Annotated in this window: 15 protein-coding genes and 3 tRNA genes; 4 read left to right on the top strand and 14 right to left on the bottom strand. The window is 73.2% G+C overall.

Annotation, left to right across the window (positions count from 1 at the left end; translation table 11 throughout):
* Positions 1-18: 18 nt before the first annotated feature.
* Complete coding sequence (leuD, locus tag ACTMS0_RS18845; RefSeq protein ID WP_441156527.1) at positions 19-606, bottom strand: 3-isopropylmalate dehydratase small subunit; 588 nt, start codon at positions 604-606, stop codon at positions 19-21.
* Positions 607-621: 15 nt separating this feature from the next.
* A complete protein-coding gene (leuC, locus tag ACTMS0_RS18840; RefSeq protein ID WP_441156526.1) occupies positions 622-2,067 on the bottom strand; it encodes a 3-isopropylmalate dehydratase large subunit in 1,446 nt (481 codons plus the stop codon).
* Between the two features lie 49 nt (positions 2,068-2,116).
* Here leuC and ACTMS0_RS18835 point away from each other — a divergent pair, with 49 nt between their 5' ends.
* Positions 2,117-2,803 (top strand): IclR family transcriptional regulator, encoded by a 687-nt coding sequence (locus tag ACTMS0_RS18835; RefSeq protein WP_013284529.1) that lies wholly within the window; start codon positions 2,117-2,119, stop codon positions 2,801-2,803.
* Positions 2,804-2,964: 161 nt separating this feature from the next.
* On the opposite strand, the gene ACTMS0_RS18830 is transcribed toward ACTMS0_RS18835, so the two are convergent.
* From ACTMS0_RS18830 to ACTMS0_RS18815, 4 genes are all read right to left on the bottom strand, one after another.
* Positions 2,965-3,037 (bottom strand) — tRNA-Glu (locus tag ACTMS0_RS18830).
* Positions 3,038-3,230: 193 nt separating this feature from the next.
* A tRNA-Glu gene (locus tag ACTMS0_RS18825) sits at positions 3,231-3,303 on the bottom strand.
* 103 nt (positions 3,304-3,406) lie between these two features.
* A tRNA-Gln gene (locus ACTMS0_RS18820) sits at positions 3,407-3,478 on the bottom strand.
* Positions 3,479-3,584: 106 nt separating this feature from the next.
* Positions 3,585-4,388, bottom strand: a complete 804-nt coding sequence (locus ACTMS0_RS18815) for a fumarylacetoacetate hydrolase family protein (RefSeq protein WP_441156525.1) — start codon at positions 4,386-4,388, stop codon at positions 3,585-3,587.
* Between the two features lie 216 nt (positions 4,389-4,604).
* On the opposite strand from ACTMS0_RS18815, the gene ACTMS0_RS18810 reads away from it, so the two are divergent.
* The gene (locus tag ACTMS0_RS18810; protein WP_441156524.1) at positions 4,605-6,065 is read left to right on the top strand and encodes a hypothetical protein; all 1,461 of its coding nucleotides are present in this window, start codon (positions 4,605-4,607) and stop codon (positions 6,063-6,065) included.
* A 35-nt stretch (positions 6,066-6,100) separates the two neighbouring features.
* Complete coding sequence (locus ACTMS0_RS18805) at positions 6,101-6,970, top strand: 3-methyladenine DNA glycosylase (protein WP_441156523.1); 870 nt, start codon at positions 6,101-6,103, stop codon at positions 6,968-6,970.
* A gap of 52 nt (positions 6,971-7,022) precedes the next feature.
* Here the strand turns inward: ACTMS0_RS18805 and arfB are convergent, their stop codons facing one another.
* The 7 genes from arfB to ACTMS0_RS18770 all read right to left on the bottom strand — a co-directional run bounded on the left by arfB (position 7,023) and on the right by ACTMS0_RS18770 (position 12,571).
* Entirely contained in the window at positions 7,023-7,448 is a 426-nt protein-coding gene (arfB, locus tag ACTMS0_RS18800) for an alternative ribosome rescue aminoacyl-tRNA hydrolase ArfB (RefSeq protein ID WP_441156522.1), read from the bottom strand.
* 97 nt (positions 7,449-7,545) lie between these two features.
* Positions 7,546-7,833, bottom strand: coding sequence for a hypothetical protein (locus tag ACTMS0_RS18795; RefSeq protein ID WP_441156521.1), 288 nt, complete (start codon positions 7,831-7,833; stop codon positions 7,546-7,548).
* Between the two features lie 109 nt (positions 7,834-7,942).
* Positions 7,943-8,806 carry a S1C family serine protease gene (locus tag ACTMS0_RS18790; protein WP_441156520.1) on the bottom strand — a complete coding sequence of 288 codons (864 nt, stop codon included), beginning with the start codon at positions 8,804-8,806 and terminating at the stop codon, positions 7,943-7,945.
* Between the two features lie 55 nt (positions 8,807-8,861).
* Positions 8,862-9,821 carry a VWA domain-containing protein gene (locus tag ACTMS0_RS18785; protein ID WP_441156519.1) on the bottom strand — a complete coding sequence of 320 codons (960 nt, stop codon included), beginning with the start codon at positions 9,819-9,821 and terminating at the stop codon, positions 8,862-8,864.
* Complete coding sequence (locus tag ACTMS0_RS18780) at positions 9,818-10,804, bottom strand: DUF58 domain-containing protein (RefSeq protein ID WP_441156518.1); 987 nt, start codon at positions 10,802-10,804, stop codon at positions 9,818-9,820. Before ACTMS0_RS18780 ends, ACTMS0_RS18785 begins: the two co-directional genes overlap by 4 nt.
* Before the next feature lie 29 nt (positions 10,805-10,833).
* Entirely contained in the window at positions 10,834-11,883 is a 1,050-nt protein-coding gene (locus tag ACTMS0_RS18775) for an AAA family ATPase (protein ID WP_441156517.1), read from the bottom strand.
* A 157-nt stretch (positions 11,884-12,040) separates the two neighbouring features.
* On the bottom strand, positions 12,041-12,571 hold the full coding sequence (locus ACTMS0_RS18770; protein WP_441156516.1) for a hypothetical protein: 531 nt from the start codon (positions 12,569-12,571) through the stop codon (positions 12,041-12,043).
* A 376-nt stretch (positions 12,572-12,947) separates the two neighbouring features.
* Between ACTMS0_RS18770 and ACTMS0_RS18765 the strand changes: the two genes are divergently transcribed.
* Positions 12,948-13,886 carry an endonuclease/exonuclease/phosphatase family protein gene (locus tag ACTMS0_RS18765; RefSeq protein ID WP_441156695.1) on the top strand — a complete coding sequence of 313 codons (939 nt, stop codon included), beginning with the start codon at positions 12,948-12,950 and terminating at the stop codon, positions 13,884-13,886.
* A gap of 62 nt (positions 13,887-13,948) precedes the next feature.
* Here the strand turns inward: ACTMS0_RS18765 and cimA are convergent, their stop codons facing one another.
* Entirely contained in the window at positions 13,949-15,532 is a 1,584-nt protein-coding gene (gene cimA, locus ACTMS0_RS18760) for a citramalate synthase (protein WP_441156515.1), read from the bottom strand.
* Positions 15,533-15,812: the final 280 nt, after the last annotated feature.

Genomic DNA, 15,812 nt, shown 5'->3' with positions numbered 1-15,812 from the left:
CGGTGACGGGGCGCGGCGCTATGCGACGGTGGGCAGGAACGGCGGCCGGGACGTCTCGAAGGCGCTGATGTCGGCCTCGTGCCGGAGGGTGAGTCCAATGTCGTCCAAGCCCTCCATCAGCCGCCAACGGCTGAAGTCGTCCAGCGGGAACGACCAGGTGGCGTCCCCGACGCGGACCTGGCGGGCGGTCAGGTCGACGGTGACCGGGGTGGTCGGATCGGCCTCGACGCTGGCCCAGATCTCCTCGACGGCTTTCAATTCCAACTCGACCGGGAGCAGACCCTCCTTGAGGGCGTTGCCCCGGAAGATGTCACCGAAGCGCGGGGAGATCACTGCGCGGAACCCCCAGTCGCGCAGGGCCCAGACGGCGTGCTCCCGGGAGGAGCCGGTGCCGAACTCCGGACCGGCGACGAGAATCGACGCGCCGGAATGCGCGGGATCGTTGAGGACGAATTCCGGATCTTCCCGCCATGCGCTGAACAAGCCGTCCGCGAACCCCGTCCGGGTCACCCGCTTGAGGTACACGGCGGGGATGATCTGGTCGGTGTCCACGTTGGACCGGCGCAGGGGCACGGCGGTGCCGGTGTGGGTGGTGAACCTCTCCATCAGCGGTGTCCTCTTCTACAGGTCGGCGGGAGCGGCCAGCCGGCCCACCACGGCGGTGGCGGCGGCGACCGGCGGGGAGACCAGGTGGGTACGTCCGCCCCGGCCCTGGCGGCCCTCGAAGTTGCGGTTGGAGGTCGACGCGGCCCGCTGGCCCGGGGAGAGCGTGTCCGGGTTCATCCCCAGACACATCGAGCAGCCCGCGAAGCGCCACTCGGCGCCGGCGTCGGTGAAGATCTTGTCGAGCCCCTCGGCCTCGGCCGCCTCCCGGACGGCCGCCGAGCCGGGCACGACGAGCATGCGGACGCCGTCGGCCACCCGGTGCCCACGCAGCACGTCGGCGGCGGCACGCAGGTCTTCCAGGCGCCCGTTGGTGCAGGAACCGACGAAGACCACATCGACCGCGAGGTCCCGCAGCGGAGTGCCGGGCGTGAGGTCCATGTACGCCAGCGCGCGGCGGGCGGCGGCCTGCTCCGGCTCGGTCACGAACTCCTCGGGGTCGGGCACGGACGCGTCCAGCGGGGCGCCCTGACCGGGGTTGGTGCCCCACGTCACGAACGGCGTGATCCGGCTGGCGTCCAGGGTGACCTCCGCGTCGAAGGTCGCGCCCTCGTCGGTGGGCAGGGTCCGCCAGTAGGCGACCGCGGCGTCCCAGTCGGCGCCCGTCGGGGCGTTGGGCCGCCCCTTCAGGTACGCGAAGGTCGTCTCGTCCGGAGCGATCATGCCGGCCTTGGCGCCCCACTCGATGGACATGTTGGCGATGGTCATCCGGCCCTCCATGGAGAGGTTCCGGATCACCTCGCCCCGGTACTCCACGATGTGCCCGCGCCCGCCGCCGGTGCCCACCTGGGCGATCAGCGCGAGCACCAGGTCCTTGGCGGTGACGCCCGGCGCGAGCTCCCCGACGACGTTCACCGCCATCGTCTTCGGGCGGGCCTGCGGCAGCGTCTGGGTGGCCAGCACGTGCTCGACCTCGCTGGTGCCGATGCCGAACGCCAGGGCGCCGAACGCGCCGTGGGTGGCGGTGTGCGAATCGCCGCAGACGATCGTCATGCCGGGCTGGGTCAGGCCCAGCTGGGGGCCGATGACGTGAACGATGCCCTGGTTCTCGTCGCCGAGCGGGTGCAGCTTCACGCCGAACTCGGCGCAGTTGCGGCGCAGCGTCTCGATCTGCGTACGCGAGGTGGGGTCGGCGATGGTGAGGAGGTCGCCGCGGCGGGACCGGAACGACGGGTCGGCGTACCCGGTCGGGGTGTTGTGGTCCTCGGTCGCGATCGTCAGGTCGGTGCGGCGGACCGGGCGGCCGGCGAGGCGCAGCCCGTCGAACGCCTGCGGGCTCGTCACCTCGTGCAGCAGGTGCAGGTCGATGAAGAGCAGGTCAGGCTCGCCCGCGGCGGACCGTACGACGTGCGCGTCCCAGACCTTCTCGGCCAGGGTCCTCGGCTCAGGAGTGACTCCCACCATCTGGACATCCTAAATTCTGGGAGGTAAGTTTCGGCTTGTGGGACACAGTATGAGCGGTGTCGGCGTTCTCGACAAGGCGGTGGTCATCCTGGCCGCCTGTGTCGACGGCGCCAGCCTGGCCGAACTCGTTGAACGCACGAAGCTGCCCCGGGCAACGGCGCACCGGTTGGCACAGGCACTGGAGATCCACCGGATGCTGGTACGCGACACGCAGGGGCGGTGGCGTCCCGGCCCACGCCTGGGCGAGCTGGCCAACGCGGCGCCCGACGTGCTCCTGACCGCGGCGGAGCCGCTGCTCGCCGCGCTGCGCGACGCCACCGGCGAGAGCGCCCAGCTCTACCTGCGCCGCGCCGACGAGCGCATCTGCGTGGCCGCCGCCGAGCGGGCCAGTGGGCTGCGCGACACCGTGCCGGTGGGCTCGGTGCTGCCGATGACCGCCGGCTCCGCGGCGCAGATCCTGCTCGCGTGGGAGCCGCCGGAGGCGGTCATGCCGCTGCTGCCGCGTTCGAAGTTCACCGGCCGCACCCTCGCGGAGGTCCGCCGGCGGGGCTGGGCGCAGAGCGTGGCCGAGCGGGAGGCCGGTGTGGCGAGCGTCTCCGCGCCGATCCGTGACCGTACGGGCCGCGTGATCGCCGCCATCAGCATCAGTGGCCCGATCGAACGCCTCGGCCGCCGTCCCGGCGAACGCCACGCCATGGCCGTCGTCCGAGCCGGCCAACGCCTCTCCGGCCTCTAACCCCGGGGTCCACGTCGATCATGAGGTTGGCGGCGATGTGGATCTCCGAAACTGCCGCCAACCTCATGATCGACGCGCTGTGGGCGGGCGGCGCCCGGGGTGCGGGGTGCGGACGGTGAAAGGCCCGCCTCGCGGGACGCGAGGCGGGCCTTCGACGTTTGTAGCCCCGACCGGATTCGAACCGGCGCTACCGCCTTGAGAGGGCGGCGTCCTGGGCCACTAGACGACGGGGCCAGGAACTTTCCTGCTTCACCGCCTGGTCGAGCGGTGCGGCAGTAGTCTAGCGGCACCGGCCACGGCGCCGACGACGGGGGCCGCACGCGCACGCACCCCGGGGCAGCTACCGACGACCGGCGGACAGCGGCCCGAAGCGGTGCCGGAGAACGACGAAGCCCGCCCCACGTGGTGGGACGGGCTGTCACTGCTGTAGCCCCGACCGGATTCGAACCGGCGCTACCGCCTTGAGAGGGCGGCGTCCTGGGCCGCTAGACGACGGGGCCAGAACCTGCTGCTCCCACCCTCAGGGGCGGGAAGCCGAACTCTATCAGAGGTCGGACCTCCGCCAGAATCCAGCGACCGCGATTCTCGCGAATCGCGACTGCGCTGGGGTACCAGGACTCGAACCTAGACTAACTGAACCAGAATCAGTCGGGCTGCCAATTACCCCATACCCCATTGGCCCCTCGCGGCGCCGGGTACAAACCTTACCTTCCCCGCGCCGCGTGGCCAAATCGAGCCCCACAAACCACCCGTGAGCTGCGGAAACGGGCCTCAGGGCGGATCAGGTGACGGGCACGACCGGGTTGGTCAGCTCGCCGATCCCCTCGATCCGCACGGTGACCGTATCCCCGTCCACGAGCGGGCTAACCCCGGCCGGCGTACCGGTCAGGATCACGTCCCCCGGGAGCAACGTCATCACGTGCGAGACGTACGACACCAGGGCCGGCGCGTCGAACACCATGTCGCGGGTGCGGCCGAGCTGGCGGACCTCCATCTCGTCCGGGTTGCGACCCACCTCACACCGGATCTCGAGGTCGGTGACGTCGAGGCCGGTGGTGATCCAGGGGCCGATGGGGCAGAACGAGTCGAAGCCCTTGGCCCGGGTCCACTGGCCGTCCGTGCGCTGCAGGTCCCGGGCGGTCACGTCGTTGGCGCAGGTGTAGCCGAAGATCGCGCGTTCGGCGGCGGCCCGGTCGGCGCGGCGGGCGCCGGGGGCGCCGATGACGACCGCCAGCTCGGCCTCGTGTTCGACCTGCTTCGAGAAGATCGGCAGCCGGATGGCGTCCCGGGGCCCGATCACCGAGGTGGACGGCTTGAGGAAGAGCAGCGGCTCCTTGGGGACCTCGCTGCCGTGCTCGGCGGCGTGCTCGGCGTAGTTGCGGCCGACACAGACCACCTTGCTGGGCAGGATCGGGGACAGCAGCCGCACGTCGGACAGGGCCCACCGCCCACCGGTGAAGTTGATCCGCCCGAACGGGTGCCCGTCGATCTCGGCGATGGTCAGGCCCTGCGGACCCGCCTCCGACTCCCCCTCGACGACCCCGAACGACATTCCGTTGGCATGAGCGAAACGAGCGATACGCACCTGGCCAATCTAGCCCCGGTGCCCGGGGCGGAGAGCGGTGGCCACGCGTCCCGCGCGGCCACTGCCCGCAGCGGCGACCACGGGCCGCGCCACGGCCCCACGGGACACGCCGGCCGCGCACCATACGTCATCGCCGGACCGCCGGGGCGGACTTCCCGACTTCGTACCCGCACGGCGTGAGCGCGCCCCTAGCGTCGGCTCCGGAGGTTCGTTCGTATGCCTGCATCGACACGACACCACAGGGCCCTCGCAGTGTTCGTCCACTGCCTCGGCATCCTCGCCGCCGTACCGGCGCTGCCGGCCGCGGCACCCGACCCGACCGGCGCGCAGCCGGCCACCGCTCAGCGGGCCGCCGCCACGCAGCCGGCCACCGCTCAGCGGGCCGCCGCCACGCAGCCGGCCACCACCCGACCGGCGCCCGCGCAACCGGTGGCCGCGCAACCGGTGGCGGCGCCACGACCGGTGGCCGCGCCACGACCGGTGGCCGCGCCACGACCGGTGGCCGCGGCGACGGAGCAACCGGGCGCGAGCCAGGAACCGGGCCGGCCGTCGGCCCCGCCGGCCGTGCCGACCCCGACCCGGGCGGTCGTCCCGCCGCCGAAGCCGCCGGTCACGGTGCGGGTCGCGCCGGAGAGCACACCCGCGCCGCGGTACCGCATCCAGGTCCGCAACGACGGCAGCCGGCCGGTGGCCACCACCGTCCGCCAGGAGCTGCCCCCGGGTACGTCGCCGACCTCGATCACCAGCGGCGGCCGGGCCACCCGGAACGGCGGCCAGGACGTGACCGAGGTGACCTGGAACCTGCGGCTGCCCGCGCGGAGCACCACCACCCTGGCCACCGCGATCACCGCCGCGCCGGGCCGGCCGCTGACCGCGCCCGCCTGTGCCTTCGCCACCGACGGCTACCGCCCGTACGACTGCGCGACCGCGACCTGGCAGGCCGCGCCCTCCCCGGCCGCGACGGCCACGGAGGAGGAGCCGCCGGTGTGGCGGCAGCCGACGGTGCTGCTGGCCGGCCTCGGTGGTGTCGCCGCCGTCGCCCTCGGCGGGTTCTGGACGTGGCGACGTCGGCGCCGCCCGCGCGCCGCGGCCCTCGTCGAGGACGCGCGGGGCACCGTCTATCCGCGGCCGGCGGCTCCTGCGGCCGAGCCGCTCCGGCGGAAGCCGTCGACGTGGTTGATCGTGCCGGTGGCCGCGGTGGTGCTGGCCGGCACCGTCGGCACGGCGGCCTGGACGGCGACCCGGAAGGTCTCCGGCGTCGACACCGACAGCCGCCCCACCAGCGGCGCCTGGGTCGGTACCGGGGTGTCCGGCGCCGTCGGCGAGCCGCTGCGCGAGGCGGCGTTCGAGTTCACCGTCTACCGCGTCGCGTGCGAGCCGGGCCGGGGCGCGCGGCAGTGCGCGGCCACGGTCGGCGTCCGCAACCTCACACCGGAGCAGCAGAGCTGGCACGGCCGCCTCCAGCGCGCGTACCTCGCCGACGGCAACTTCGTCAGTACCGACGAGCAGGCGACCCGCCGGGCGAACCTGGGGCGGGACGTGTTCGCCCGGCCCATGGCGGCCGGCAGCCGAATGGTGCTCCCGCTGGTCTTCACGGTGAACGGTCGGGAGCCGCCGACCCAGTTGGAGCTGCGCAGCGGCGTCTTCTCCGCCGGGGTGCGGGTGGACGTGGCCTGACCGGCGGCGCGGGCGGCGGTCGTACCCTGGGGTGCGTGACTGCCGCCCTCGCCCCGACCACCGTGCTCGACGCGGCGGTCTGGCAGGCCCGGCGCCGGGCGCACGAGGAGCGGGTCGACGGCTGGCTGACGCCGCACCTGGCCCGCCGCCGGCGCGGCGAGAAGCATCCGGTCGAGGACTTCCTGTTCACCTACTACTCGCACCGCCCCGCCCAGCTGCGCCGCTGGCATCCGGGCGCCGGGGTGGTGCTGCGCGACGCGGACCCGGTCGACTTCGGGCGGGACTACCGCGCCGGCGCCGCCGGGGTCACCCTCGACACCGAGGGGGTACGCGCCCGGCGCGCAGAGTCGGTCGCCTGGATCCGGACGCTGCTCAGCGCCACGGCGGGCCGGGCCGCGCAGTTCGGGTGCTTCGGCATGCACGAGTGGGCGATGGTCTACCGGCAGACGCAGGCGGAGGTACGGCACAACGCGTGGCCGCTGCGGCTGAGCCCGGAACACACCGCGACGGTCGTCGAGGAGCGGGGCGTACGGTGCAGCCACTTCGACGCGTACCGGTTCTTCACCGCCCCGGCCCGGCCGTTGAACGTGCTCACCCCGACGCGGGAGAGCCAGCACGCGCTGGAGCAGCCGGGCTGTCTGCACGCCAACATGGATCTCTACAAGTGGGCGTACAAGCTGTCCCCGCTGGTGCCGAGCGAACTGGTGGCGGACGCCTTCGCGCTGGCGCGGGAGATCCGCACCCTCGACATGCGGGCCAGTCCGTACGACCTGGCCGCGCTCGGATACCCGCCGGTGCGGGTGGAGACCCCGGAGGGGCGGGCGGAGTACGCGACCGCGCAGCGCGGTTTCGCCGAGCGGGCCGCGGGGCTGCGCGCCCGCCTGCTCGACGCCCTGCCGGAGTAGTCCGAACCGGGCCGGGAGGGCGGCCCGGCTTGGCACAGTGTCACGGTGGCCGTCAGTCGCCGTCGACGCGGCGGTCACGCTTGCGCTGGGCCTGCCGCTTCTTCTCGGCCAGGCGGCGTTCCTTGGCCGCGCGGGACGGTCGTGTCGGGCGCCGGGCCTTCGGCGGCGGCGCGATCGCCTCGCGCAGCAGCGCGGCCATCCGCTCCCGGGCCGCCTCCCGGTTGGCGAGCTGGGCCCGGTGCTCGCTGGCGGCCACGGTGAGCACCCCGTCGACGAGCCGTCCGGCGAGGCGTTCGAGGGCCCGCGCCCGGAGGGATTCCGGGATACCCGGGGAGGCGCCGAGGTCGAAGCTCAACTCCACCCGCGAGTCGGTCGTGTTGACACCCTGCCCGCCGGGGCCGGAGGACCGGGAGAAGCGCTCCCGCAGCTCGGCGTCGGACACGACCCACCGGTCGCTCACCCGCAGCCCGCCGTCCATGCCCCGAGGCTAACGCCGCGTCCGGTGCCGCACGCACGGTCCCCCGGACCAGCGTCCGGTGCCGCCTGCGCGGTCCCCGGGACGCGGCCCGCGCCGGTCAGCGGTTGGCCGTGGTCGCGGACGGGCTCGGGTCGGCGCGCTCGGGCTCGCCGTCGGAGCCGACCGCCGCGTACGCGACGGCACCGACCAGCAGCAGGGCGATCACGCCGACCTTGGTGGTGACCACCCGGATGAGCAGCCACGCCGTGCGCCGCGCGCCGGGCACCGTCTTTTTCGCGGCTTGGTAGTCGGTCCACCCGCGCCGCGCCCGCGTGTACGACGATCCCAGACCGATTCCGATGATCAGGCCCACCAGGAGGAGGACCGCGATGAGAGGACGCTCCACCCCCGCCAGTATTCATACTCAACGTAATATTTCCATGGCTTGATCACTCGGCGCTGAAATCCGACACATCCGCTATTCCGCGCGTAATCGGTCAGTCACCGACGGTTACTCAGCCGCCCTTTCCGATGATCGTGTCGGCCGTCTGCTGAACCTGTTCGATCGGGATCGCGAAACCGATGCCGATCGACCCGTTCCCGTCGATGGTGGCGATCGCGGTGTTCACCCCGACCACCTCGCCCCGGGCGTTCACCAGCGGACCCCCGGAGTTGCCCGGGTTGATCGAGGCGTCCGTCTGCACGGCCGTGTGCCGGTTGTCGCCGAGGCGTACCTGCCGGTCCAGGGCGCTCACGATGCCGGCCGTCACCGTGCCGGCGAGGCCGAGGGGCGAGCCGACGGCGAGGACCGGCTCACCGACCCGGGTCGAGCCCGGTTTCGCCAGCGGCAGCGCGGACAGGCCGGCCGACGGCGGCACCCGTAGCACCGCGAGGTCGCTGCGCGGCTCCCGGCCCACCACCTCCGCCGCGAACCGCCGCCCGTCCGGCAGCTCCACGGTCACCGAGCCGTCTCGGCCCTTCGCCAGGATGTGGTCGTTGGTGATGATGTGCTGCTGGTCGTCGACGGCGAAGCCGGAGCCGGTCGCCGAGGCGCCGGCCCCACCGCCCACCAGCACCGACACCACCCCCGGGACGGTCTTCTCGGCGGCCGTCACCAGCTCGGCCGGCACCGGCGCGGCCGAGGCGGCCGCGGGTCCCGGTGCGCCGTCCCGGCTCGCCACGAGCCCGCCGGCGACCGCGCCGGAGGCGCTGGAAAGGGCGACCACCGTCAGGCCGGCCAGCAACCGGCCGTGCCAGCGCCGTCCCGCCCCGTCCCGATCCGATCCGGGTACGTCCCAGCGGGACCGCCCGTCCGGGCCCAGCTCCGGTGAGATGAACCAGGGGCCCCGCGGCTCGCCCAGCCCGGTCTGCACTCCCATGCATACGCTCCTCACGTGTCGATCGGCCGCACCGTGACCAGCCCCCTGCTCGGGATCAGGGCAGGCGGGAGAACCAGCGCATCGAGCCCGCCGCCGCGCCCATCGCGAAGACCAGCCCGAGGCCGATGAACCGGGCCGAGACGTCCTGCCGCTCGGTGCGGTAGCCCACCGAGCTGCCGATGTCCTCGTAGACGGCCTTCAGCTCCTCGGCGCTGCCGGCCTCGTGGAACCGGCCGCCGGTCTCCTCGGCGACGGCGATCAGCGTCTGCCCGTCCACCGGCACGGGAATCGGCCGGCCGAACCGGTCGACGAAGCCGTTCGGGGTGCCGAACACGATGGTGTACACCGGAACCTTCATGGCCACCGCGTCGGCCGCGGCCTCCATCGGATCCAGGCCCGCCGTGTTCGCGCCGTCGGACAGCACGACGACGCGGGCCGGCGGAGGGTTCTTCGCCGCCTCGCCGTCGAAGCTCCGCACCGCGCCGAGCGAGGTGTTGATCGCCTCCCCGATCGCCGTCCCCTGCACACCGGTCGCGCCCTCGACCAGCCGCCCGATCCCCTCGTGCAGGGCTTCCCGGTCGGTGCCCGGCGGCACCAGCACGGCCGCGCTGCCGGCGAATGCGACCAGGCCGACGTTGAACTCGTCGGGGAGGCCGTCGACGAAGGACCGGGCCGCTTCCCGGGCGGCACTGAGCCGGTCCGGCTCCACGTCGTTGGCGAGCATCGAGGTGGAGACGTCCACCGCCACCATCACCGTCGCCCGTTCCCGCGGCACCCGCACCTCTGCGGTGGGCCGGGCGAAGCCGACGACCAGCAGCGCGAGCATGGCGAGGAAGAGCCCGGCGGGAACGTGCCGCCGCCACGCGGGGCGCTGCGGGGCGACCCGGTCGAGGAGCCGCAGGTTGGTGAAGCGCACCGCGTACCGGCTGCGGCGGCGCTGCACCAGGATGTAGCCGGCGGCCAGGGCGAGCACGCCGAGCAGCAGCCACAGGCGGACGGGCGAGAGCCAGATCACGCGACACCTCCCCGGGCCGTCCCGGCCGGCGCGGCAGCCAGCCGGCGTTGCCGGTGCACGTGGCGCACGATGTCCGCGGCCCAGTCCCGGTCGGTCCGCAGCGACAGGTGCGCCGCACCACTGCGCCGCAGCGCCTCGCGTACCTGGTCGCGCTGGGCGGCCGCGGCGGCCGCGTACCGCTCGCGCAGCAGCGGGTCCCCGGTCCAGACGTCCCGCCGTCGACCACTCTCCGGGTCCACCAGGGTGACCAGGCCGACGTCCGGCAGGTCCCACTCCCGCGGGTCGGTCACCTCGACGGCCAGCACCTGGTGGCGGACGGCCAGCCGGCGCAGGGTCCGTTCCCAGGGCGCCGCCTGTGCCGGGTCGTCGGGCAGACCGTCGAGGAAGTCCGAGACGACCACCACGAGCCCGCGCCGGGTGGCCACCCGGTGCACGGCGTCCAGCGCCTCGACCAGGTCGGGCGGCGCGAGCGGGGCCGTGTCCTCGTCGTACGCGCCCGTGCGCGGGGCGGCCAGCAGCGTCCGGAGCAGCCCGAACAGGTGGGTACGCCCGGTGCCGGGCGGGAAGCGGCGCAGCCCGGTCGGCGTGAGCACCTGCGCGCCGAGACGGTTGCCCACCCCGGCGGTGAGGAAGCCGACCGCGGCCACGGCGGCCACGGCGAGTTCCCGCTTGTCCAGCTCCGCCGTGCCGTACTCCATGCTGGGGCTGGCATCGACCAGCAACCACGTGGTGAGTTCCCGGTCGGCGTCGACCTCGCGGACGTGCGGCACCGTCGTCCGGGCGGTGACCGCCCAGTCCATCCGCCGGACCTCGTCCTCACCGGGTCGGTACTCCCGGCTGCCGGCCGGCTCGGTGCCCGGTCCCGGAAGCAGCCCCTGGTGCTGTCCGTGCAGCAGCCCGTCCAGCCGCCGGGTCACGGTCAGCTCCAGCCGCCGCAGCCGCCCGTCCCCGGCGAGGTCGGCCAGCCCGGGGTCCGGCGGCACGGTCGCCGCCGTCCTGCCGCGCCACCCCATCAGGCGGCCGCCAGGTCCGCGGCTTGTTCCGGGTGACCGGTGGCCACGCGGGGCGGTGGTACGGCGTCGACCAGTCGACGGACCACCGACTCGGCGGACACCCCGTCGGCGATCGCGTCGAAGGAGAGCACCAGCCGGTGGGCGAGCACCTCCACCGCGAGGTCGCGGATGTCGTCGGGCAGCACGTACTCCCGGCCCTGCAGCAGTGCCTGGGCCCGCCCGGCGGCGACCAGGCCGAGCGTGGCGCGCGGGCTCGCCCCGTACGCGAGGAGCGGAGCGATCTCGGGCACCCCGAACCGGCCGGGGTCGCGGGTGGCGAGGACGAGCCGGACCACGTACTCGGCGAGGGCGTGGTGCACGAAGACGCGGGCCGCCCGGGCCTGGAGGTCGAGCAGGCGCTGCGGGTCCAGCACCCGGCGGGGCGTGGGCCGGTCGACGCTCATCCGGTAGAGGATCGCGAGTTCCTCGTCGTCGCTCGGGTAGTCGACGACGATCTTCATCAGGAACCGGTCGCGCTGGGCCTCGGGCAGCTGGTAGACGCCCTCGGACTCGATCGGGTTCTGGGTGGCCAGCACCAGGAACGGGGCCGGGACGTCCCACGTCCGTCCGCCGATCGAGACCTGCCGCTCGGCCATGGCCTCGAGCAGCGCGGACTGCACCTTCGCCGGCGCCCGGTTGATCTCGTCGGCGAGCACCAGGTTCGCCATGATCGGGCCCAGCTCGATGTCGAAGGTCTCCCGGGAGGCCCGGTAGATGCGCGTGCCGACGATGTCCGACGGGACCAGGTCGGGGGTGAACTGGATGCGGGAGAAGCTGCCACCCACCACCGTGGCGAGGGTCTGCGCCGCGAGCGTCTTGGCGACGCCGGGCACTCCCTCCAGGAGGCAGTGACCCTCGGCGAGGAGCGCGGTGAGCAGTCGCTCGACGAGCCGGTCCTGCCCGACGATCACGCGTCTGACCTCGGCGAGGGTCTGCTGCAGCTCGACGCCGGTCGCGTCGGGTTCGACCGCGTTGGGCATGCTGGCCAGGGTGTCCGAGATGTCCGTCACGGTGCTTGCTTCCCGTGCCGGCCCTCGGACAAACGTCGGAATTACCGCCCCGACCAGGCACGGGAGGAGACAATCCTCTTAGAAAGGGACAGGACCGCCGGCCGGAACGACGAGAACCGGCCCCCGGCGCGGCGCCGGGGGGCCGGTTTGGCGGGACTCAGACGAGCCGGTGGACGACCAGGTGGAACGGTAGGTCACTGGCACCACCCGACGAGTTGCGGGTCACGACGAACACCGAGTTCACCAGGTCACGCCGGGGAGCCACGGAAACCTCCCCCGCCGGCGGGACGAGCAGCGGATCGCTCGTGCCGATGGTCGCGGTATACACGGCACGGCGGACGTCGACCGGGAAGTTGACCGAGTACCAGCCGGTGCTAAGCCGGGTGACCGTGACGCCCATGGCGGACGAGCGGACGACCCGCGTCGGGGCCTGCTCGACAACGACTGCGTAAAGAGCACCGACAGCGGTCGTGCCGACGTCGCCCTTGGCGAGGGCGGCCCGAGCCGCGGCACGCTCGGCGGCAGTCACCGGCGGCTGACCCGCGGCCCGGGGTTGCTGGACCGTCAGGACGGCCTCGGTGGGCGTCTCCGCCGCCGGCTTCGCGACGGCCATCCCGCCGCCGGCCAGGGTGAGGGCCAGGACGACGAACGCGACCGTCGCGGCCTTGCGTCTGAGGATCGAGGTCATGACAGGACTCCCTTTTTGTGACCGTGGTGATCCGGCCGACCCGGGAATGACGGGACGGTTGGTTGACGATTTCGCCGGTGCGGAAATGAGCGCCATTCGCCGGGAATCATTGATCGCCGAGCGCACCGCGAATGGTGATCGCGCACCGACCGGCACGGCTGCTGAGCTGGGACAACTACTGGGGGTTGCGACGTCGCAACCAGGTGGAAAGTAGCACCGGAAAAAGTCAGACGTCAATAGTCGATCACGTCGGACAACCCAATTCAACAAATGCAAAAAGTGAGCGTCCGCCCATTCATGAAACATTGCCGGAGCCGGTTGCGGCTAGGCTGCCGGCGTGCGCGGAAACGGGGACGGCGGCGGACGCGCCGCCACGGTGGTGTGCTGGGCGGCTGTCGTGCCGGGCGTCGTGTGGGCGGCGGTCCGTCTGCTCGGCCTGGACCGGGGGCCGTTGGTCCAGTTGCTGGCGTTCACGCCGTACGTCGCGGCGGTCAGCCTGCTCCCCCTGGTGCTGACTGTCGCCCTGCGGCGCCGGTGGCCCGCGGTGGTCGCGGCGGTGACGGCGGTGGCGCTGGTCGCCGTGGTGGCGCCCCGGGCGTTCGGCTCGGCCCCGCCGGGCGCTGACGGTCCGGTGGTGCGGCTGCTGACCGCCAACCTGCTGGCCGGCACCGCCGACGCACGGGTGCTCGTCGACCTGGTCCGCAGGCACTCGGTGGACGTGCTCGCCGTACAGGAGTTCACGCCGGAGATCGGTGCGGAGCTGGACCGGTTGGGCCTCGACACCCTGTTGCCGCACCGGGAACTGCACCCGGCGGAGGGCACGCTCGGCTCCGGGATGTACGCGCGGTTCCCGGTCAGCGCGGGCGGCGTCCGGCACAACCGCGGCGGCTGGGGCTTCGACCAGGCGTACGGGACGGTCGCCGTGCCCGGCGCGCCGCCGGTCCGGGTCGAGTCCGCGCATCCCGCCGCCCCGTACGCCGTCGACCAGGTCGACTACTGGCGCACGGATCTCGCGGCACAGCCGCCGGCGACCCCGGACGGGCCGCTGAGCGTCCTCGCCGGCGACTTCAACGCGACGCTCGACCACGCCCCGCTGCGCGCCCTGCTCGACACCGGGTACGTGGACGCGGCCGACGCGGCCGGGGCCGGGCTCACCGGGACGTGGGGGCCGTACGACGGCGACCCGATCCCGCCGGTCACCATCGACCACGTGCTGGTGGACCGGCGGATCGCCGTCCGCGCCGTCTCGGTGCACCCGGTTCGCGGCAGCGACCACCGCGCGGTGCTCGCCGTCCTCCGCCTCCCCACGGGCTGAGGAAGGGCCCCTTCTCAACGCCTGCGGTTGTCCAGGGGACCCTTCCTAACCCGCACGCCGCGTCACACCCGCGCCCGGTCCAGCCCGTACGTAAGGGCGTCGACGAGGGCGTGCCAGCTGGCCTCCACCACGTTCGGGTGCACCCCGACGGTGGTCCAGTCGCGGCCGGCACCGTCGGACGTCTCCACCAGCACCCGGGTCACCGCGCCGGTGCCGTGGCTGCCCTCCAGGATCCGCACCTTGTAGTCGGCGAGCTCGAAGTCGCGCAGCTCCGGGTAGTGCTTCGCCAGGCCGACGCGCAGCGCCTCGTCGAGCGCGTTGACCGGCCCGTTCCCCTCCGCGGTGGCGATCACGCGCTCCCCGCGTACCCGGATCTTGACCGTCGCCTCGGAGACCACCGCGCCGTCCTCGCGGTGCTCGACCAGCACCCGGTACGACTCCAGCGCGAACGGCCGCGCGGGCGCCGCGTCCGGCAGCTCGGAGCGGACCAGCAGCTCGAACGAGGCGTCGGCGGCCTCGAAGGACCACCCGCCGGCCTCCAGTTCCTTGACCCGCTTGGTGACCCGGGTCAGGGTCTCCGGATGGCCGGCCAGGTCCAGGCCCAGCTCGCGGCTCTTGAGCTCGACGCTGGCCCGGCCGGCCATCTCGGTGACGAGGATCCGCATGTCGTTGCCCACCACCTGTGGGTCCACGTGGTTGTAGAGCAGCGGATCCACCTTGATCGCGCTCGCGTGCAGCCCCGCCTTGTGGGCGAAGGCGGCGGCCCCGACGTAGGCCTGGTGGGTGTCGGGGGCGATGTTGGCGATCTCGGCGATGGCGTGGGAGACCCGCACCATCTGCTCCAGGCAGCCCTCCGGTAGGACCGGCAGCCCGAGCTTGAGCTGGAGGTTCGCCACGACGGCGAAGATGTCGGCGTTGCCGGGGCGCTCGCCGTACCCGTTGGCGGTGCCCTGGACGTGCCGTACGCCCGCCTCCACGGCGGCGATGGTGTTGGCCACGGCGCAGGCGGTGTCGTTCTGGCAGTGGATGCCGAGCAGTTCGGGGGCGACGCCGAGCCGGTCGGTGAGGTCGGCGATCGCGGCGGTGATGTGGGACGGGAGCATGCCGCCGTTGGTGTCGCAGAGCACGAACCGCTCGGCGCCCGCGGCGAGCGCGGTCTCGACGACCGTCGACGTGTACGCCGGGTCGTGCCGGTACCCGTCGAAGAAGTGCTCGCCGTCGACGAACACCCGCCGCCCCTCGGCCACCAGGTGCGCCACCGTGTCGTGGATCATCGCCAGGTTCTCCTTGGCGGTGGTCCGCAGCGCCCGCTCCACGTGCCGCAGGTCGGCCTTCGCGACCAGGGCGATCGCCGGCGTCTCCGCGTCGAGCAGGCCGCGCACCTGCGGGTCCTCGCCGACGGCCATCCCGGCCCGGCGGGTGGCGCCGAACGCGACCAGCACCGCGTGCTTCAGGTCGAGTTCGGTACGCGCCCGGCGGAAGAACTCCGTGTCCTTGGGCACGGCGCCCGGCCATCCGCCCTCGATGAAGCCGACACCGAACTCGTCGAGCAGCCGGGCCACCGCGAGCTTGTCGACCACCGAGTAGGTGAGCCCCTCGCGCTGGGCGCCGTCGCGCAAGGTCGTGTCGTAGACCTGGAACGTCATGGGGTTCCTTTCTCAAGCAACAAAAAGACCCCCCGCGGATGCGGGAGGTCTGCGCGCTCGGCGGAGGGGAGGCCGGCGCGCTAGGTGCCAATAATCAGGACGGTGCTGGTCACGATGGCCACTCTGCCATCCCGAGCTGGTTTTGGGAGGCAGAATCCACATGGCGGGACGGTGACGGAGGGTTGCCATACCCGCACCGAGGTCCGATGTGCGGCCGAACCCGATCTTGGTGATCGGCTTCACAAGTCACCAGGCCGCTATCGAGCGGAAACAACGCTGC

It is taken from the genome of Micromonospora sp. H33, from assembly GCF_052068455.1.
GTDB lineage: Bacteria > Actinomycetota > Actinomycetes > Mycobacteriales > Micromonosporaceae > Micromonospora.
Note: the sequence above shows the minus strand (reverse complement) of the source record. Positions and strands in the feature narration are given on the sequence as shown.